Here is a 19,849-nt window from a genome sequence, read left to right as displayed (position 1 = left end):
GTATGGCTGTTTGCCAAACGGATTGCAAACATAAGCATTCAGTCGAATTGCGCCAACATCTGGCCAAAATTTTTTTAAAAATGATCGAATAGACCTTTGAGGCAACCTTCTCTCAATAATTAGCAGGCTACCTTTTAGCGGAAGACTTCTGATAGTAAAGCCGCATTTGCGTAGCCTTGTCGATACTGGCATTGACCTCGAAGCCAAAGAGCAGAATCACCGAAACCATAAATATCCACACCATTACGGCTATCAGGGTACCGATGGACCCATACAGTTTGTTATACGCGCCGAAGTTAGATATGTAGTAGCTGAAGCCGAACGAAATAGCGACGCATAATAGGGTGCTGAGAATAGAGCCCCATGAAAAAAAGGACCACCGGTCGTGCACGGTGGGCGCGAGGTAGTATATGAATGAGATGGCGAACAGAAACAGCGTGAACACCACCAGGAAGCGCAGCATCACAATGAATAAGATCGTTACGTCCTGAATCACCTTCCAGTCATCCACGTAATTCAGCAGGATCTGCCCCACTATAAGCACCCCTACGGAAAAGAATAGCACAAAGGCCAGGATCACCGTCAGGATGGTCGCCACCAGCCTGGTACGCAGAAATGGCCTCGTTTCCCGGGTACGGTAGCAGCGGTTGAAGGCCTTCATAAGCGATAGCATGCCATTTGTAGCCAGGTATAGGGATAGCAGACCACCAAACGTAAGCAGGCCACCCCGCTCTTCGAAAATAATGTCATGAATGGTGGTGTCTGCCGCCTCATAGATACTCTGCGGCAGGAGATCCCTCAGCAGTTCAAATATTTCTGCCTCAAGGTTCGGTATTACCGGATCCAGGTAGGGGATAAGGGCAAACAGAAAGATCAGCCCCGGAAATACGCTCAGTGTAAGGTTGAAGGCCACCCCGTAGGCGCGCTCGATCAGTTCATCTTCCTGCAGTTTTTTCAGCAGCACCACGATCACCTCATACAGGTTGATGTTGCGGCGGCTCCACCGCACCTTCTTCAAAAAGGAGATCAGCTTATTAAATGCCGCAGACTGCCTGATATGGTTAAGTAACCTATCTTTCATCTGAAAAATGAGGCGCCAGGGCTGTTTCCATTTCTTCAGGAATACGGCAGGGCCTGCCCCCGGCATTGTTATTTACAAAGACCAGCTCCGTTTCTCCTTCATGTATGAGAGTCTCCTCATCGTACAGATCATAATGGAAGCGTATTCTCACGCCGGGCATTTCCTTAATAGATGTACGTATGCGTATAAGCCGGTCATAGCGGGCCGGCTTCAGGTAGCGTGATCGGGCCTCTAAAACGGGCATCATGATGCCTCGTTCCTCCAGTTCACGGTAGCTCAGCCCCAGGCTTCGGAAAGCTTCTACACGCCCTATTTCATAGTAGGTAAGGTAATTTCCATAATACACATACCCCATCTGGTCTGTCTCTGCGTAGCGTACCCTTACTTCTGTTTCGTGAACAAACATGCCCTAATTTAACCAAATATTGTTATCCCCTGACTTTCGGGGATCTTTCCTTGCTAGCGGTAAAGCTTCGCCTTATTTAGTGCCCGCTGGTAACGGCTCGCATTACGCAGGTGCTCCGACAAGGTAGAGGCAAATGCATGCTCGCCTGAGAGGTCCTCTTTAGCACAGAAGTATAAGTAATTATGGTCCTCATGATTAAGTACCGAGTTGATGGAGCTAATGCTGGGTAGTTGAATGGGGCCGGGAGGAAGCCCGGCGTATTTGTAGGTATTGTAGGGGCTGTCTATTTCCTTATGCTTGTTAAGTACCCGCCTGATGGTGAAATCGCCTGCAGCATATACCAGAGTAGGGTCTGCTTGCAGAGGGATGCCTCTGTCGAGCCTGTTCAGATACACCCCGGCTATCGTGGGCTTTTCAGAAGCCACGTTTGATTCCGCCTGTACGATACTGGCCAGCGTGGCCACCTCAGCAGGAGTCAGGTTCATTTCCGCAGCCTGTTGCTTACGCTCTGCCGTCCAGAACTTTTTATACTCCTCATGCATACGCTCGAGCACACCTTCTGCATCCGTTGTGTACCAGAACTCATAAGTATTTGGCAGGAACATGCTCATAAAGGTCTCTGGCGTAAACCCATAAGATGCCGCTACCGCAGAGTCCTGCAGTAAGGCAAGTACATCTTCCTTATCTGCTTCTATATTTTGCGTGATCTTTTCCGCCAGCTCCTCCTTGAGGCGCACCAGGTTAAATGTCACATTGACCGGAGTCTGCTCACCAGCTCTGAGCTTTCGTATGGCCTCCAGGTTCGTCATGTCCTTCTTTAACACATATAGTCCCGGCTTTACCTGCTCGTCATAGCCCAAGAGGCGCGCCAGAAAACTAAAAGAAACGGGATCATGTACGATCTTCTTTTTATAAATAAGCTTCTGCACATCTTCAAAATCAGACCCTGTAGGGATCACTAAAGCTGTGGATTCTTTTCCCACCTGTATATTAGGGGTGGTGAGTATCTGATATCCATAAAAAATGAATGAGATTACCAGGATCACCATCAGAAAAAGAACCAGCTTGATGATATTACTTCTTGAGAACATCTTCGTAAATTATCGTTTTTGCCAGGCCATGCAGCCTATAGGGGCCTTTATGCCCGCTCAAAAGCGGTATCCGGCGAGTATAACACCCGGAGGCTCCGTAAAATTCACGTGAAGAAAACAGACAGAGCCAAAAAAGAAAAATTTTATTTTTCATAACCAGCAGCGCCGCTCATCAATTTATATTATAACCAACAGTCAATGACCCCGTTTATCAACGGTACCAAATAAAATAACGCACACATGGCAGCAGAATTGATAAGACTTTACCCGGAAAACCCGGAATTAAAAAAGATCCGGAAAATAGCCGAAGTTCTTAGGGACGGTGGTGTCATCATTTATCCTACGGATACTATTTATGGTATGGGTTGCGATATATTCAACCTAAGGGCTGTAGAGCGCATCGGCCAAATCAAAGGCATCCGTACCGATAAGACCCGCTTCTCTTTTGTCTGTGAAGACCTCAGCCACATCTCTGAATATGCCCGGCAGCTAAGCACGCCTGTGTTCAAAGTGATGAAAAAGACCCTGCCTGGTCCCTACACATTTATATTAGAAGCCAGCAGCAAGGTGCCCAAGATCATGCATGCTAATAAGAAGACAGTGGGTATTCGTGTGCCGGATAACAATATTCCCAGGGAAATAGTCAGAGAGCTGGGGAACCCTATCGTCACCACCAGCATTCATGATGATGATGAAGTTATTGAATACACCACGGATCCTTCACTTATTTACGAGAAGTTTAAAAACCTTGTAGACATAGTGATAGATGGCGGCATGGGTGAAAATATTCCTTCCACAGTGGTGGATTGTACGGGGGATACATTCGAAATAATCAGAGAAGGTAAGGGTGATATTAGCGAGTTTGTTGTCTGATAAGTATATGACAATATGTCCCCGTCCTGCTGCCTGGCACGATCTTGTCTCCTGGCGGAGGACATACGTGATATGATATCAGGAGCCACCGTTTATTTAGACATACAGTACCTGCCCTGCCTCGAATACTTCGTTTGTATGAGGCAGGCTGGAAAAGTTATTCTGGAAAAACAGGAAAATTTTCAAAAGCAAAGCTACCGCAACCGCTGCTACATTCTGACGCCTGAGGGCAAGTTTCCGCTGTCTATACCGGTAAAGGAAGGAAATAGAAATAAGCCTGTCAGTGAAGTGCAGATGGATTTCAGGCAAAAGTGGGTTAAGGATCATTGGCGCGCTATCGTAAGTGCCTATGGCAAAGCACCTTTTTTTGAGCATTATGCCCATGCCTTTGAACCTGTGTATGAAAATCCGCCGGTAAGTCTGTGGGAAATGAACGAGCAACTGCTGACAATATGTCTTAAATTACTTCAATGGGACATCCCATGGCAGGTTTCTTCCGTATATGAAAAGAACATTGCTGAAAATAACGCTTTAGACCTGCGGGCCGCTATTCATCCAAAAAAGTCCTGGCAAACCAATGGGATTTATGAGAGATGTGAGTATACACAGGTTTTTGGCAGTAAGTTTGTAGAAAATTTGAGTATTATTGATCTGTTATTTAACGAAGGGCCAAATGCCGGGCCCCTGTTGCTTTCATCTTACGCTGGTTCGTAAGGGTGAACAATTGCTTAAAAATATGGGTTTGTTTTAAGATAATGTATCAATAAATTACCGGTAACTTTTTAATCTTCAACCGGAAAAAAATAATTGTCTTTTTATCTAATAATTTTCCTTCAGTATGGAAGCAAAGTTTTCGAATAGAGTCAAAGAAGTGATCTCTCTTAGCAGAGAGGAGGCTTTGCGACTTGGACATGACTATATAGGAACGGAACATCTGCTTCTCGGAATGATCAGAGAAGGTGAGGGTGTGGCTGTTAGTCTGCTGAAAAAGCTTGGTGTATCCCTGGAGGAACTTCGGGTTGCCGTAGAGCAGGCAACAAAAGGAACTGCAACGAATAACGTAAAGAATTTAGCTAATATACCTCTGACCCGTCAGTCAGAAAAAGTGCTAAAGATCACGTATCTGGAAGCCAAAATCTTTAAAAGTCAACTGATAGGTACTGAGCATCTTTTGCTTTCTATCCTGCGTGATGAGGATAACATTGCCTCACAGGTTTTGGAGAAATTCGACGTGAACTACGATGTGGTTAAGGAACTGCTCGAATATCAGACTGAGCACCCGATGTCCTCTTCAGATACTGACGATCCTGATGATGATGGCGGACGTATCTTCGGAGGCAGTTCCTCCAGGGGTGAGTCCTCTTCATCCAAATCAACCGAAAAATCGCGCACACCAGTGCTTGATAATTTCGGCCGTGATCTGACCAAGATGGCAGAAGATGATCGTCTTGATCCTATCGTAGGCAGAGAAAAAGAAATTGAGCGCGTAGCCCAGGTACTTAGCCGCCGTAAAAAGAATAACCCTATTCTGATCGGTGAGCCTGGTGTGGGTAAAACCGCTATTGCGGAAGGCCTAGCCCTGCGTATCGTGCAGAAGAAGGTAAGCCGTGTGCTCTTCAACAAACGTGTAGTCACGCTTGATCTTGCCTCACTAGTAGCCGGTACCAAGTACCGTGGTCAGTTTGAGGAGCGCATGAAAGCCGTGATGAATGAATTGGAAAAATCACCTGAAGTTATTCTATTTATAGATGAGCTTCACACCATAGTAGGTGCAGGTGGTGCCAGTGGTTCGCTCGATGCCAGTAACATGTTCAAGCCTGCCCTGGCACGTGGTGAGATACAATGTATCGGTGCCACTACACTGGATGAGTACCGTCAGTACATCGAGAAAGATGGTGCGCTGGCCCGTCGTTTCCAGGTGGTGATGGTGGATGCTACGTCACCTGAGGAGACTGAGCAGATCCTTAAGAATATTAAGGAGCGCTACGAGGACCACCATCATGTAAACTACACTCAGGAGGCCATTGAGGCGTGCGTGAAGCTTTCTGATCGCTATATCAGCGACCGCTTCCTGCCCGATAAGGCCATTGATGTACTGGATGAGGCTGGTGCCCGCGTCCACATTAATAATATTCACGTACCCGACGAGATCGTAAAGCTCGAAGAGGCTATTGAGGATATTAAAAAAGAGAAGAACAGAGTTGTCAAAAGCCAGAAATACGAGGAAGCAGCTCAACTCCGTGATAAGGAGAAGAAGCTTCTTGAGCAGCTTGAGACAGCCAAGAATAAATGGGAAGATGAGACCCGCACCAAGCGTTATACTGTTTCTGAAGACAACGTAGCAGAGGTTATTGGTATGATGACCGGTATACCTACCCAGCGAATTGCTCAGAACGAGAGTGCCAAACTGCTCGGTATGAATGAGAAGCTGCAGGGCCGCGTGATTGGTCAGGATGAAGCTATTAAAAAGCTCGTCAAAGCCATACAGCGTACCAGGGTTGGTCTTAAAGATCCCAAAAAACCTATCGGTTCATTTATTTTCCTCGGTCCTACCGGGGTAGGTAAGACCGAATTAGCCAAAGTACTTGCCACTTACCTGTTCGATAAGGAAGAGTCCCTTATCAGAATTGATATGAGTGAGTACATGGAGAAATTCAGCGTTAGCCGCCTGGTGGGAGCGCCTCCCGGTTACGTAGGATACGAAGAAGGTGGACAGCTTACTGAAAAAGTGCGCCGCAAGCCTTATAGCGTAGTCTTGCTTGATGAGATCGAAAAGGCTCACCCGGACGTATTTAATCTGCTTCTTCAGGTACTTGATGACGGTATTCTTACTGATGGCCTCGGCCGCCGGGTAGACTTCAGAAACACCATCATCATCATGACATCAAATATTGGTGTGCGTGACCTGAAGGACTTCGGTGCCGGTATAGGTTTCTCAACTGCCAGCCGTAATGCCAATGCGGACGAGGTGATGAAATCCACTATCCAGAATGCGCTTAAAAAGGCCTTTAGCCCAGAGTTTCTGAACAGGCTGGATGATGTGATCGTATTTAACTCGTTGGCCAGAGAGGATATTCATAAAATTATTGATATCACCCTGCGCAATCTCTTCTCAAGAATAGAAAGCCTGGGATACAATGTTGAGCTTACCGATAAAGCCAAGGATTTTCTGGCTGAAAAAGGATATGATCCACAGTATGGTGCCCGTCCGCTCAACAGAGCCATCCAGAAGTACTTGGAAGACCCTGTAGCGGAGGAAATCCTCAAGAGTGAGGTGGAACCCGGTGATGTAATCCTTGCGGATTATATAGGAGAGGGTGAAAGCCTTAGTCTGCAGGTCAAAAAAAAGGAAGCCAAGCAGGAAGAGGATAATAAATAATTGATTATTTGTTTAGATAAAGAAGCTGTCTGCTCTCAGTAGACAGCTTTTTTTTATGCCCTTTCACGTGATAGCTTAGGCTTCTTGTCTAAAGCCTAATCTAGCTGGAAGGAAAAATACAGTAGCAGCTTTTACTGATATCCTGCAAACGAAAAAGCCAGGCTGCGATAACCGGCCTGGCTTTTTACTTATTGAATGCTTGGGTTTAAAGCTTACTCGCCCCGGTCTATTTCGATCGGTTCAAACTCCCCGAACGGAGACAGGTTGGCCGCTTTTACGGCGTTCTGGTAATCTTTCCACTCGGTGCTGAAGAACTCATTTATTTTGCTGATCACCTCGGCTGCCTTTTCCTTAGATTGCTCCATAAGCAGTTTTTGGTTCTCATTAGGGCCTTCCAGGCTCGTCATAACGTAGTAGCTCAGAATAGAAAGCTGGGCACTCAGTATATCCGGCCTTCTTACGATGCCCTTCATGTCCTCGGCCGGATTGATAGTTTCCAGCATGGTAGTGAGCGTATCCTTCATCTCCTGGTTACGCTTCTTCAGTTCTTTGATCGCCTCGTCTTCTGTCTCGCCCTCTGGCATCAGGCTGCTTACCATATCGACAGTGTTACGGGCCTCACGGATACGGTCAGAAGCCTCCGTTGCTGCTGCCAGCATGTTGGCCATAGCTTCCAGCGATTGCTGGCGAGCCATCAATGCTTCCCGGTCTACATCCACACGAGGGTCAGACTTCACCGTTACCATCGTGCTGTCCATACTTCCCTGCCATGAAACCCTCACTTTATACTCTCCCGGCAGAACAGGTATGCCTGCTGGCTCGGGGGTATCGGGGTTTTTGGGTTTTGGCTGACTGGGGTAGCGGGTACCTGCCTTATCCATGCCCCATGCCACCTGGTTCATGCCTGTTTCAGGTGTTTGCTTCAGTGTACGGATAAGTTCACCTTCGCTATTAAATACCTCAATGGTCGCTTTGTCCGAGGCAGGAGCCTCTTTCTTGTCCTCGTCTTCTTTCTCTTCTTTACTCTCCTGTTTTTTGGCTTTGGCCATATCTTTCGCTCCCTGCTTGACAGAGTAGGTGATCATAAGTCCGTCGGCCCTGTTCTCACCACTATATATGGCGTCACCGGCAAAGCGCGTGCCTGTGGCTTCTCTTTTCACAGCCTGCACACCCTCTGCTGCAGGGTATACATGCACTGTTTGGGTAAGTAGGGAGCTGCCTTCACCAGCCATCTCTCTCAAAGGACGAATGTTATCCAGAACCCATGCGGCACGGCCAAAGGTACCTATCACCAGGTCATGCTCGGTGGGGTGTATTTTCATATCCATAGTGGATACGCTGGGGTAGTTCTCACTCCACTTGCTCCAGTTTTCGCCTCCGTCTATACTCAGATAGAGCCCGTATTCCGTTCCCAAAAACATCAGTTTTGGTTCCTCCGGATCCTGGATAAAGCTCAGTGTATAGCCGAACACCTGATCTGAGTTAATCATGCGTTCCCAGCTACGCCCATAGTTAGTCGTATGGTACAGGTAAGGAGCGTAGTCATTACGACGGTAGTTATTTACCACAGCCCAGGCTTCTCCCTTATTATACGTACTGGCGTGTATCTGCGGAATCCAGCTACCTGCCGGTACGCCCTTCATACCAGAGGCTGTATTGCTCCATGTGTTACCACCGTCGCGTGTCACCTGTAGGTTGCCGTCATCCGTACCTACGTAGATCACACCCTCCTCTACCGGACTGGGAGCTATAGACACAATGGTGGTGAAGTTCTCAGCATTCGTGGCATCTATAGTCAGACCACCACTTTCAAGTTGCTTTTGCTTTTCCGGGTCATTCGTGGTCAGGTCCGGAGAGATTATTTGCCATGACTCACCCCGGTCCGTACTCTTATGCAGAAATTGGCTGCCATAGAAGATCGTATTTTTGTCGAAGGGGTCCTGGGCGATGGCTGCGTTCCAGTTAAAGCGCAATTCAGTGCCTTCAGGGTGCACAGGGCGTATGAGCTTGGCATTTCCCGTAGCCAGGTTATACCGACCTACAAAACCTCCCTGTGACATGGCATACCCTTTATCCGGCTCGCCAGGTACAGGTACTACATCAAAGCCATCACCGAAAAAGAGCTCTTCCCAGTAACCGTTCCGTATACCTCCTTCACGCCACACATAGGCGGGGCCTCTCCAGGAGCCATTATCCTGCATGCCACCATATACATTGTATGGTGTGGCATCGTCTATATTAATGTGGTAGAACTGGGCCAGTGGCAGGTTCTCAACAAAACGCCAGGATTCTCCGCGATCCCGCGTGATATTAAGTCCTCCGTCGTTACCGTCCATCATGAAGTCCGGATTGTCCGGATGAATATACCACGCATGGTGGTCAGGGTGTATTTCCGAGTAGGGGAGTAGTACAGTAAAGCTTTTGCCAGCGTCTTCACTCATGGTTACCAGCGAGTGGATGCTGTACAGCCTGTTGTCATTCTTTGGGTCTACAAAAATGTCACTGTAGTAGAAGGGGCGGTTGCCTATGCCTTCACTGTCATTAATCATCTGCCAGTTCTTACCGCCGTCATCACTGCGATAAAGCGCATTCGTTTTAGCCTCTACCAGGGCATAAATACGGTCGGGATTGCTTGGTGCTATGGCAAGCCCTATCCGGCCAAGTTCACCTTCAGGAAGGCCGTCTTCGCTGGTTCGCTCTTCCCAGTTTTCGCCCCCGTCCTGTGTGATCCACAGGCCGCTGCCTTCACCACCGGATTCGAAATACCATGGCCACCGGCGGTATTCCCACATGGCTACCACAAGTTTATTAGGGTTAGTGGGGTCCATCACCATATCCGCCACACCCGTCCGGTTATTGGCGTAGAGTATTTTATTCCAGGTCTTACCGCCGTCTGTGGTTTTGTAGACACCTCTGTCTTCAGTATCTCCCCAGGCCGTGCCGATAGCACCTACATATACCACATCAGGATTATCCGGGTGAATGAGCACCCGATGAATATTGCGGGTGTTTTCCAGGCCCATCAATTGCCAGGTATTCCCCCCGTCGAGGCTTTTGTAAACCCCGTAACCATTCGTCTGGCTATTACGCGGGTTGCCTTCACCGGTACCGGCCCATACGATGGAGGGATTCTTTTGGTAAATGGTCACATCCCCAATGGACATCACCCTTTCCTTATCAAATACCGGCTTCCAGCTAATGCCACCGGACTCACTTTTCCAGAGGCCTCCGGAAGCTGTGCCGGCGAAAATGATGTCCGGATTTTCACGAACCACATCGATACTGGTGACACGGCCACTCATTCCTGCCGGTCCGATATTCCTGATATTCAGTCCTTTCAGTTTCTCCATGTCTACTTTTTGTCCTATAGCCTCCAAGGCTGTGCAAAAGGTAGAGAGCAGGACTCCCATGGTTAATAAATACTTGCTAAGGATATGTTTTCGCATATAAAAAAGTTTTCTACAAAGAGTTTACAGGTATGTGCGACACCGGAATAAGGGTACCGCGAAAGCTAAAATAAGCTTCAAAATACAAAATATAGAAAAGGCAGAAGGCGGGTAGGGGGATGAGTAGCCTGTCACGCTGAGCAATGGTTTTTGTTCAGGATAAAAGGCAAACCTTACAATGGAACAATTAGAGTATTCGCTTAAAATAATTCTAAATAGTCAATTTTGTATAAAAAAAATCAAATAATAGGGCCTCGTCCTAAGGTGTTGATACTCATATCATTAAAAAATTCAATTAATATTGCTTTGCCCTTGATTTCATGTATAAATCTATATTTTTGCTAAATGGATTATTCTGCCGGGTGAGAATTTAGCGGGATTTTCTCAAAAAACTAACTACAACCTCAATTTTGACAACCTTGAATCTTTTGCGTAAGCAAGGTGTTCACTGTCAGAGTAATTAAATAAACGGGCAAAAAACATGAATTTACTGGCCTCTCTGGTAATTTCTTTGAGTTCCTTCATTATTTCGTACAATTTCCCCTTTGTGCTGGCCATGACTGCCTTCGGGGAAGATGAAACGGAAGCAGGAAAATCTGAGTCCTTTTACGCAGAGTTTCATCCGGAACCCCTCAAGATAACCAATGACCATACTGCCTACGGCGAAATGGAAGGGTTTGATTATGAGGTGGAGCGGTTTATGAAAAGATGGGGCGTAAAAGGAGCATCCGTAGCTGTGGTGCGGGACAGTGAGTTGCTGTACACCAAAGGTTATGGCTTTGCCAACGAAGAAAACGGGGAAGTTACTCAGCCCAGTCATAAATTCCGCATTGCCAGTGTATCCAAGCTGGTAACGGCAGTAGCGATAATGAAGCTGGTAGAGGATCAAAAGCTACGCCTTGATCAGCAGGTGTTTGGGGCAGATGGGGTGCTGAATGACAGTATATACCTTAATTACCGCGACAATAAGGTAGAGAAAATAACAGTGAGTCACTTGCTCACTCATTCTGCGGGCTGGTCTTCACGTGCCGGTGATCCTATGTTTATGGATCAGGTAGTGGCCCAATGGGCGGATAAGCCCCTTCCCCTTGACGTATCTGACTACATAGAATATGCGTTGAACCGCCGCCTGAGCTTTTACCCGGGCACACGTAGCATTTATAGCAACCTGGGTTTTGTGGTACTTGGTGAAGTGATTGCAAAAGCCTCAGGCATGGACTATGAAACGTACGTACAGACTAACGTGCTCTACCCCCTGGGTATTTATGATATGACACTGGGACATAGCCTGATGGATGAAATACAGGAGGGAGAGGTAACTTACTATGATAAGCAGAATGCAGCCCACAGACTGTCATGCTTTGGCACGGGTGATATGGTGCCTCGTACCTATGGTGGCACGCATATAGAAGCCTTGGGTGCCGCCGGGGGCTGGGTGGCCAGTGTAACCGACCTTATGCGCCTGCTGACTGCCATCGATGGCTGGGACGAGCGGGAGGATATTCTGAGTCCTGAAAGTATTAAGACTATGACCGAGCCTGATCCTACTTACCTTAGCCCCATGGGCTGGAGGTCTGTAAACGGACTGGGTCGCTGGTGGAGAACCGGAACGCTGGCCGGTACATCAGCTATTATGGTGAGAAGAGCTGACGGAATCAGCTACGTGATGATCACCAATACCAGCACATGGAAAGGAAGCCGCTTCAGCCGTGAACTTGACCTTACAGTGACCCGCGCACTGAACAGGGTTAATGAGTGGCCTGAGACAGACCTGTTTGAGCATGAGACTATCCCTTCGCTGATACCTATGCCTATGCAGCCTGTGGCTTCTGCCAACTGATAAATCCTGCTATCAACCTATTCATTTTGCCTCCTGCCGGGGAGGCACCAGGATTTTTATGTGAATTGTTTATGATTGAAATCAAAAGAGCGTCTACTACGCTCAGACCAACGAAAAGGATAGTGGTCTCCTCTACTAATACGGAAGGATACCCTGAAAATCACCACCCGCTGGAAATAACCAATGCTACCTCCAGTGTGGAGTGGGTAGGGGAACAACCCTATTCCACGCTACCCCAGGAGCGCGAGGGCTTATCCTCCAGTGCATCTTCCGGATCGGTTAGGTTTTTGACAGCCGTCAGGTTTGACCTGTTCGAGGAGTTGAACAGAATGTATGATGGGTGGCAGTAAGGCCGGAAGTTAAACGGCCGATTTGCCTTCCTTTAGCCAGTCTCCGCTCTCAAGCGGGGTGTAAGAGTCAGTGTCTTCACTGTCCTTGAGGAGGTAAATCCATACCGGCTCTTTGATGCCGTCAAGTTCGATCTGCTTTCTGGTGAACTCATTGCCTTCATACACATCCAGTTTAGGTACCAGGTCTGTATGAATGCTGATCACATCACCTACCACGCTGTGGTGTGAGTCCGGATCGGAATCCGGCACCACTACCGGATACCAGCCTGCAGAGTACATGCAGTAGTGATCCAGAATGTGCTCCTTTCTGATAGTGGTGGATTCACCAAGCAGATGATGGTGGCTGCCGCCCACCCGCAAGGTGCCGTATACAAAAATCAATATTTCTTCTTTTTCCATACTCTCCCCCTCTGAACTAATCAAGCGGGCTGCTAGTTACTATTTTACCAGATATTATGCATCCTTTCGTAAGAAAATATCAGCTTCAGCCTGCGGATTCTTTAGTTGTTGCCAAAAAGTTTAACCCTCTTATTTCTCATTATGCGGTTTACCTTGGCTGTAATGACGAAGGCACAGCATTGATTATGGAGGCTTATCCCGGTGCCGGGGTGCGACTGATGCCCCTGTCCCGTTTTGCAAAAATCTATCCCCGCATCCGCAGGGTAGAAAGGTTTAGCGGTACTGAACAGGAACGATCGGCACGGTTGAGGCAAGCTATGCGTAAGGTTGGCCGCCCCTATCATTTGCTAAAGAACAATTGTGAGCACCTAGTCACCCAGGTGCAAACCGGTAAGAGCCGAAGCCGGCAGGTACGCCGGGCCATCACTGCTGCCGCAGTGTTTTCTTTGCTCTCACGTTAAGATATCCACCCTTCTTATCCCTTATAATGTCCCCTCGGGACTGCGCTTAGAACTCATCTTCAGCTTTTTGATATAAGGCTCTATAGTTAGCCCCTGCACAATGATACTGAAGAGCACGACTATATAAGTGACTGAGGTAAACATCTCCCGCATCATGCCCTCCTGCAGGGAGAGCGCCAGAGCGATAGAAATGCCTCCTCTGAGCCCGCCCCAGGTCATTATGCGCAGGGTGTTCTCCTGAAAGCTCGGGCGAAGACCCAGCAGCGCAGAGGGCAGATAAAGGGCAATAAAGCGAATGACCAGCACGAGTGGGATAGCGATAATGCCAATCAGTGTATACGTACTGTTGAAGCTGATGACTACAAGCTCCAGGCCTATCATTACGAAAAGTATAGCATTAAGTATCTCATCAATCACTTCCCAGAATTTGGTCAGGTAATCTTTCGTAATATCAGACATGGCTGTTTTCACGCCGTGGTTGCCGATAAACAGCCCGGCCGCTACCATGGCCAGTGGCGCAGAAAAGTGTAGCCAGTGGGCTACGGCATTTCCGCCAAACACCACGGCAAGACTGATAAGTACTTCTGTCTGGTAGTGATCTATTCGCTTCATGAGCTGCCATGCAATCACCCCAAGGATGACGCCCAGTAGTAATCCGCCGGCTATTTCTGCCACCAATAACTCGCCAATATCTCCTGCCGATACATTTTCCAGTCCTTTCTCTGCGATCTGGAACAGGGTAAGAAAAACCACCACGCCTACTCCGTCATTGAAAAGCGATTCGCCGACGATCTTGGTTTCCAGCTGCTCCGGCACCTTAGCCTTTTTAAGGATTCCCAATACAGCAATAGGGTCCGTAGGAGAGATAAGGGCACCGAATATGAGGCAGTAAATAAAATCCACTGGCTGATAGAGCAGGGGAAGCAGCAGGTAGATCGTGCCGCCTATCAGAAAGGTGGACAGTAATACGCCAATGGTGGCAAAGCTAAGGATGGGACCGCGGGCATTTCTAAGCCTGGACATATCAGTATGCAAGGCTCCTGCAAACAGCAGAAAGCTAAGCATGTATTCCAGCAGCACCTCACTGAAGTGGAGCTGCTCCACATAGCCTTCCACCACCACAGGCACTGTTTCATTAAAGACGCCGGCCAACAGGATAATCAGGCTTAGCCCCAGGCCCATGATCATAAGGCTGATAGTGGTCGGTAGCTTTATGTACTGATGATTTATGTAGGCGAAAATGGCCGAAATGGCGATAATGGCGGAAATGATGCTGATAATGTCCACAGTGTAGCTGTTTAATTCAAGGGTAAAGGTAAAAAATTGACCTGTTTAGGTAATAGAATATTCAGCTAATATTCCCATTAATCAGGCCTTTTCCGTCTGGCGGTGCTCCCTTCCGGCCTCATAGATGAGTTCATCGTGCTGGTAAAGGTTTAAATTAAGCTTTCTGGCAATTTCTGTCATGAGTTCGATGGCCTTCTTTTCATCTGGTTCACTGATGAGTTGAATTTTTTCGCCATCGGTAAATCTCAGGTAGCCATCATAAGAAGCAGAGCGTACCGTTGTTGAGGAGGCAAACGAGTTAATTTTTCTAGAGTAGCGCTTTTGGTAAAAGTAAAGCAGGTCTAACGCTGAATAGGGGTGCCAGCTACCGCTCTTGATACCGAAGACAATGGTACCGTCATAGTACTGGTTCTTTTCAGTATCAATAGCGATAAAGTACTGCTGAAATGTGACCACCAGGGCGGCGATGATAAGTAGGGGACCAAACAGGATCAGAAAAAGGATGCTGTTTGCCAGCGCCATAAAAAAGATGACTGCTGAGAGAGTAAATACAACAAACCGGCTGGTTGAGGAAAAATAAGGGCCGGTTTCGAAGGTGTGGATTTTCATGTTTACTAGGTATTAAGGTTCACAGGCATTATACTATTTTAATTTTAATTGGGCAATATATTACGGCAATTCATCCTAGCCTTGTCTCGCAGGCATTTATGTTCAGGGAGACTGGCACGAGCTACTCGTTAGCGCTTTTTACCCCGGGTACGGTGGAGCTCAGCGTCCAGCGCTTCTGCCTCAAATAAGTAAGTGCGGATAAGTGAGGCATCTATCATACCAGGGTGGGTGAAGAGCATACGGCCGAGGACTTTCCGGCCCTGGCGCTCCAGGTGTTCACCATCAGGGTCCAGCAAGTGCCCCTGGCTAAATCCAAGGGCTACCCCCTCTTTCAGGTTGCCCCAGGGAACAGAGGCAGGCCAGATGAAGCAAATGGCCTTATGCCTGTAATAAAAGGGTACACTATAGCTCAGCTTTTCACGGCAGGCGGGCAGCGTGGTATGGATCAGGATACGGAGTATATCTACAATCCTGCGCTCCTGGGTGGGCAGGCTATATAATAACTCGTCCACATGGCTGAAGCTCTCCTTTTGTGGATTTCCCATACTGGTCAGGTCAGTACTTCCTTGAACTCTATATCCTGCGCAGCCAGGACATACACCTTAGTGGGTATGGCATCGGTATTATTCTTTAGGCGGCTGTAGTATTCGGCAAAGTTTTCTTTCGGAGCTGCCAGCCCCAGCATAACCAGGTCAGCACCGGCAGATTCGCGCTGCATGATGGTCCAGAAGGTCTCGTCTTCCTGCACGATGATCTTCTTGCTGAAGCTCATACGCATGTTCGTGATCATCTCAGAAAGGTTTTCGTCAGCATTCTGTGCAGCTTCCTGGCTGCTTACCACCATTTTTATGGTTACGGTGGCATGGCGCCACTGAGGACTGCTTTGTAAGAGGTAGGCCAGTACCATCATTAGTCCGCCATTACCGCGAAGGCCACCCCACCATACGTCTATTTGCTGCTTGTTATTAAAGCCCAGATTGTCATCATCCTGCACGATCAGAATGTTTCTCCGGGACTGGTAAATATGACTGATCATACGCGCATAGGGCACGTGATGACCCTGTTCACGCGTATCACCCAGCAGAATAGTATTAGGTACCAGGGCGCCAAGTCCATATGAATTGATGAGTTGCATGCCCCCGGCAAAGGGGTCGGTAGCCCGGATGATACGGACTAATGCACTGACGTTTTTATTGTACAGGTAATCCATTACCTGGCGTTCATATGTGCTTACCCGGGCCTGGGACACCCCCTCTTCCGGTAATATGGTGGCTACTGTAAAGAGAGCCTTTTCCTGGGTGAGGGCATTAGCAAAGTCTATCAGGTGCCAGCGTTTGGTGGGGGCACCTGAAAGTACCAGCATATGCGGGCGCCAGCTCTTCGGGTTAGCCGTTTTTTTAAGCTGCAGAATACTGTACCGGATTACGGTAGTAAGCACCCCGCTTCGTACATCCCCCCAGGCCGTCTTAAGGCCCCGGCGCTTAAGCCACAGGAAAACCAGGAATATGAGTACCGTGGCAGCGATTGTAGCCAGCGGATTGATAAGGAACATGACCGCTATACAGCCGATAGCTCCCAGAAAAGAGAATGCCCAGTGTACCTTAAACTTAGGCCGGTAAGAGGGGATACGCAAAAAACGCTCCACACCTGCGGTGATATTCAGCACCCCGTAGGTGGTAAGGAAGAACATGGATAGTACCGGCGCGATCAGATCCAGGTTACCCAGATATACACAGGCCAGGGTAATGCCCATGGTAAATACGGTACCTGCCCGTGGGATTTTTTCTTTACCTACCCCCTTGCGAAAAAACCACAGGGAACGCGGGAGTACCTTATCTATAGCCAGCGCCTGCAGTACACGGGGCGCCCCCAGCAAGCTACCCACCGCACTGGAGAGGGTGGCTCCCCAGATACCGAGCAGGATGGCCGGCCCCCAGATGGATATTCGTCTCATAATGAGCGGATCATCAATGAGAGTAGAGGCATCGGCCCGCGAGGCTAGTATAAGTGGCAGGGCCATATAGATGATGTAGCCCGTACCTACCGCTAAAAAGGTGCCCTTAGGTATGCTCTTAGAGGGGTTTTTCAGGTCGCCGGACATGTTTACCCCGGCCATAATGCCTGTCACGGCCGGGAAGAAGATGGCAAACACCTTCCAGAAGTCTTCCGATTTAGCGGCTGGCACCCCCCACATTTCTATTTGTGATTCTTCCAGAGGGCTGCCAAATACCAGCGAAAGGAGGGACGCCCCTATCACTACCAGGATCACATACTGCGACTTAATGGTGGCATCTGTAGAAAAAAGGGCCAGTGCACCCAGCAGCAGCGTAGTCACTATGCCTACCAGCTTTATGTCCATGGCAGGAAATACAGCCACTACACTTTCAGAAAACCCTATTACGTATAAGGCAACGCTAAAGGCCTGGGCCAGGTAAAGCGGTATACCAATGGCGCCGCCAATCTCCACTCCCAGGCTGCGGCTTACCATAAAGTAAGCACCACCTGCCTTGATGGGGGCATTAGTGGCTATGCTTGCAATAGATAAGGCCGTGAGAAAGGTAATGCTGGTAGATAGGGTAACAATGATGAGGGTGCCGATAAGGCCCACATTACCTACTACCCAGCCAAACCTGAGGTACATGATTACCCCAAGGATGGTAAGCAACGAGGGGGTGAATACCCCCCCAAAAGTCCCTAGTTTTTTTACCTGATCGCTGATAATTGGTGCTGTTTTGGCACAGAGAAAGCCCGTAGTTCATGGAAAAATACTGGCTGCCCTGCGTGATTGATCTCAAAAAAGAACTACGAAATAAGGAAATTTCCCGGTAACTCAAAGGCCAAACTTGATTTCAGGAAGCAATTCAGATTCGTTAACAGCGAAGCGGGAGGGGTGTCAACGGAATTTTATGTAAACTATCCTGCCAGGTAAATCCGTGAGGGACATTTATTCAGTATCTTACCTATAGAGAGTGCCGGGAAAAATATTACCCCCGGCCGGTAACTATCTTATGCCACCTCTATTGACTGGGGCTATTCTGTCCTGTTTACAGGCAGTGTTCGCTTTTTTTAGCCTGTCGCGATTGGAATAAAATGAAATAAATAGCCTGAGCCAGTGAAGATATCTATCATCATACCTACTTACAATGAGGAAAAAACCATTGGCCGGTTGCTGCAGGTGATCAAAAACCGGAGCGGCAAAGATGAGGTGAGAGAAGTGATAGTGTGTGACGGAGGTAGTATGGATAACACCCGCAGTATTGCAGATAAACTGGGGGCACGGGTACTTATCTCAACTCAAAAGGGCCGGGCGGCCCAGATGAATCACGGAGCGGCCGTGGCCTGCGGTGAGGTGTTGCATTTCATTCATGCAGATTGTGTGCCGCCCAAAGAGTTTACCAGCCTCATCTTGAAAAAACTACCGCCCGGCACGCAGGCAGGCTGCTTCATGTCTAAGTTTGATATGGGACACTGGTTTTTGCGGCTGGGAAACTACCTGTCTTTTTTACCCTTTTGGTTTTGCAGGGGTGGTGGCCAGACGCTCTGGGTCACACGTGAGCTTTTTCACCGGGTGGGCGGCTATGATGAGCGCATGAAGCTTATGGAAGAGTATGATCTGATAGCCAGGCTAAAGAAGCAAACCCGCTTTCGGGTTATTCGCCGGTTTGTCATCGCTTCGGCCAGAGACTACCGCCGCAATGGCGCCCTTAGGCTTCAGTTTATTTATATGAAGGTATTCCGGATGTATGCACAGGGCGCTACACAGGATGAGCTGCTGGCCTATGTAAAAGAGCGGGTACGTAAGTAAAGGTACCCGCTTTGCAACCCTATCAGCTATTGGGGGCAAATCCCTGTGTGTCTATAATAGGCAGAACCACTTTTTGCAAATAGGTACCCCCAAACGCACCAAACATCAGCCCGCGTGTGGTAGACACACTCACAGAATTAATCGCAGAAATCAATTCTTCGGGCAGCGAAACGCCGCTCTTGTCAGGCTTCTGAAACTGTGCCATGTTGTCGATCTTATACACACAGTTTGCCTTAAAGCGGGCCAGTTCGTGCTCCTTACTTCCCGCATAGGTAGTGATGGTAGTACCGGCAATGAAAATATCGTTGTCCTGCATCACCGCATGGTCCAGGTGGATATCAAAGTTCAGGTTAGGGTTTTTTCCCAGGTTCTGCTGAGGTTGTTTGATAGTCACCTCCTGTACATCAATCGTCTGTATCTGAAACTTTGGTATGTTATTTTGAGTCATCTGCTGCTTCGTTTGAATGTGCACGTAAATAATAGTCGTAAAGTCTGCCAGGGAAACCTGCACCCCTTTCCTTCAGTTCTTCTGTAGTTATGGCGCTTGGCTGTTCCAGTCATTTTGGTAAGGGAGTAGCTTCCCTCCCCTTTTTTTGCTTAGACCTTCCGGCTCTTCTTTATTTCCGCCAATCTAAATTTTCGAAAGAGTAAGAGCCTTTCCCGCTGGATTTAGCCTGATGCTGGTCTCAGGTCTCCCAAATGTACTGTTTTTCTTTTGAGGCACCTCATAGCAGGTGCATTGCAGATGCATAATTACCGGCCAAACTCCTGGTTATTTACTGAAATAAGTAGGGTTATGCGTTGAAATAGAACAGGTTAACC

The 19,849-nt window shown here is 48.2% G+C and carries 17 protein-coding genes; 7 read left to right on the top strand and 10 right to left on the bottom strand.

Features of this window, described 5'->3' with window-relative positions; translation table 11 throughout:
• Positions 1-127 precede the first annotated feature (127 nt).
• From AB9P05_RS00570 to mltG, 3 genes are read right to left on the bottom strand one after another with little or no spacing between them, the layout of a single operon-like run.
• A complete protein-coding gene (locus AB9P05_RS00570) occupies positions 128-1,081 on the bottom strand; it encodes a YihY/virulence factor BrkB family protein (protein ID WP_371906870.1) in 954 nt (317 codons plus the stop codon).
• Positions 1,071-1,487, bottom strand: a complete 417-nt coding sequence (locus AB9P05_RS00565) for an acyl-CoA thioesterase (RefSeq protein WP_371906869.1) — start codon at positions 1,485-1,487, stop codon at positions 1,071-1,073. The genes AB9P05_RS00570 and AB9P05_RS00565 overlap by 11 nt, the downstream gene beginning before the upstream one ends.
• 53 nt (positions 1,488-1,540) lie before the next feature.
• Positions 1,541-2,578 carry an endolytic transglycosylase MltG gene (gene mltG, locus AB9P05_RS00560; RefSeq protein WP_371906868.1) on the bottom strand — a complete coding sequence of 346 codons (1,038 nt, stop codon included), beginning with the start codon at positions 2,576-2,578 and terminating at the stop codon, positions 1,541-1,543.
• Positions 2,579-2,818: 240 nt separating this feature from the next.
• Here mltG and AB9P05_RS00555 point away from each other — a divergent pair, with 240 nt between their 5' ends.
• The 3 genes from AB9P05_RS00555 (at position 2,819) to AB9P05_RS00545 (ending at position 6,830) form a co-directional block, all read left to right on the top strand.
• Positions 2,819-3,451: an L-threonylcarbamoyladenylate synthase gene (locus AB9P05_RS00555; RefSeq protein ID WP_371906867.1), complete on the top strand. Its 633-nt coding sequence runs from the start codon at positions 2,819-2,821 to the stop codon at positions 3,449-3,451.
• A 72-nt stretch (positions 3,452-3,523) separates the two neighbouring features.
• Positions 3,524-4,165, top strand: a complete 642-nt coding sequence (locus tag AB9P05_RS00550; protein WP_371906866.1) for a WbqC family protein — start codon at positions 3,524-3,526, stop codon at positions 4,163-4,165.
• Positions 4,166-4,289: 124 nt separating this feature from the next.
• Positions 4,290-6,830: an ATP-dependent Clp protease ATP-binding subunit gene (locus AB9P05_RS00545; protein WP_371906865.1), complete on the top strand. Its 2,541-nt coding sequence runs from the start codon at positions 4,290-4,292 to the stop codon at positions 6,828-6,830.
• A gap of 212 nt (positions 6,831-7,042) precedes the next feature.
• On the opposite strand, the gene AB9P05_RS00540 is transcribed toward AB9P05_RS00545, so the two are convergent.
• Positions 7,043-10,276, bottom strand: a complete 3,234-nt coding sequence (locus AB9P05_RS00540; protein WP_371906864.1) for a hypothetical protein — start codon at positions 10,274-10,276, stop codon at positions 7,043-7,045.
• Positions 10,277-10,757: 481 nt separating this feature from the next.
• Between AB9P05_RS00540 and AB9P05_RS00535 the strand changes: the two genes are divergently transcribed.
• On the top strand, positions 10,758-12,116 hold the full coding sequence (locus AB9P05_RS00535) for a serine hydrolase domain-containing protein (RefSeq protein WP_371906863.1): 1,359 nt from the start codon (positions 10,758-10,760) through the stop codon (positions 12,114-12,116).
• Between the two features lie 71 nt (positions 12,117-12,187).
• Positions 12,188-12,466 carry a hypothetical protein gene (locus tag AB9P05_RS00530; RefSeq protein ID WP_371906862.1) on the top strand — a complete coding sequence of 93 codons (279 nt, stop codon included), beginning with the start codon at positions 12,188-12,190 and terminating at the stop codon, positions 12,464-12,466.
• Between the two features lie 9 nt (positions 12,467-12,475).
• Here AB9P05_RS00530 and AB9P05_RS00525 read toward each other — a convergent pair whose 3' ends face one another.
• Entirely contained in the window at positions 12,476-12,865 is a 390-nt protein-coding gene (locus AB9P05_RS00525) for a gamma-glutamylcyclotransferase (protein ID WP_371906861.1), read from the bottom strand.
• A 56-nt stretch (positions 12,866-12,921) separates the two neighbouring features.
• Here AB9P05_RS00525 and AB9P05_RS00520 point away from each other — a divergent pair, with 56 nt between their 5' ends.
• Positions 12,922-13,326, top strand: coding sequence for a lecithin retinol acyltransferase family protein (locus AB9P05_RS00520; protein WP_371906860.1), 405 nt, complete (start codon positions 12,922-12,924; stop codon positions 13,324-13,326).
• Positions 13,327-13,347: 21 nt separating this feature from the next.
• On the opposite strand, the gene AB9P05_RS00515 is transcribed toward AB9P05_RS00520, so the two are convergent.
• The 4 genes from AB9P05_RS00515 to AB9P05_RS00500 form a co-directional block, all read right to left on the bottom strand.
• Positions 13,348-14,613: a cation:proton antiporter gene (locus AB9P05_RS00515; RefSeq protein ID WP_371906859.1), complete on the bottom strand. Its 1,266-nt coding sequence runs from the start codon at positions 14,611-14,613 to the stop codon at positions 13,348-13,350.
• 81 nt (positions 14,614-14,694) lie between these two features.
• Entirely contained in the window at positions 14,695-15,222 is a 528-nt protein-coding gene (locus AB9P05_RS00510) for a hypothetical protein (protein WP_371906858.1), read from the bottom strand.
• A 128-nt stretch (positions 15,223-15,350) separates the two neighbouring features.
• Positions 15,351-15,767, bottom strand: coding sequence for a DUF1801 domain-containing protein (locus AB9P05_RS00505; protein ID WP_371906857.1), 417 nt, complete (start codon positions 15,765-15,767; stop codon positions 15,351-15,353).
• 5 nt (positions 15,768-15,772) lie between these two features.
• Positions 15,773-17,941 (bottom strand): Na-K-Cl cotransporter, encoded by a 2,169-nt coding sequence (locus tag AB9P05_RS00500; RefSeq protein ID WP_371911321.1) that lies wholly within the window; start codon positions 17,939-17,941, stop codon positions 15,773-15,775.
• A gap of 393 nt (positions 17,942-18,334) precedes the next feature.
• On the opposite strand from AB9P05_RS00500, the gene AB9P05_RS00495 reads away from it, so the two are divergent.
• Complete coding sequence (locus AB9P05_RS00495; protein WP_371906856.1) at positions 18,335-19,027, top strand: TIGR04283 family arsenosugar biosynthesis glycosyltransferase; 693 nt, start codon at positions 18,335-18,337, stop codon at positions 19,025-19,027.
• A gap of 22 nt (positions 19,028-19,049) precedes the next feature.
• Here the strand turns inward: AB9P05_RS00495 and AB9P05_RS00490 are convergent, their stop codons facing one another.
• Complete coding sequence (locus AB9P05_RS00490) at positions 19,050-19,475, bottom strand: hypothetical protein (protein WP_371906855.1); 426 nt, start codon at positions 19,473-19,475, stop codon at positions 19,050-19,052.
• Positions 19,476-19,849 lie beyond the last annotated feature (374 nt).

The organism is Roseivirga sp. BDSF3-8 (assembly GCF_041449215.1).
Lineage (GTDB): Bacteria > Bacteroidota > Bacteroidia > Cytophagales > Cyclobacteriaceae > JBGNFV01.
Note: the sequence above shows the minus strand (reverse complement) of the source record. Positions and strands in the feature narration are given on the sequence as shown.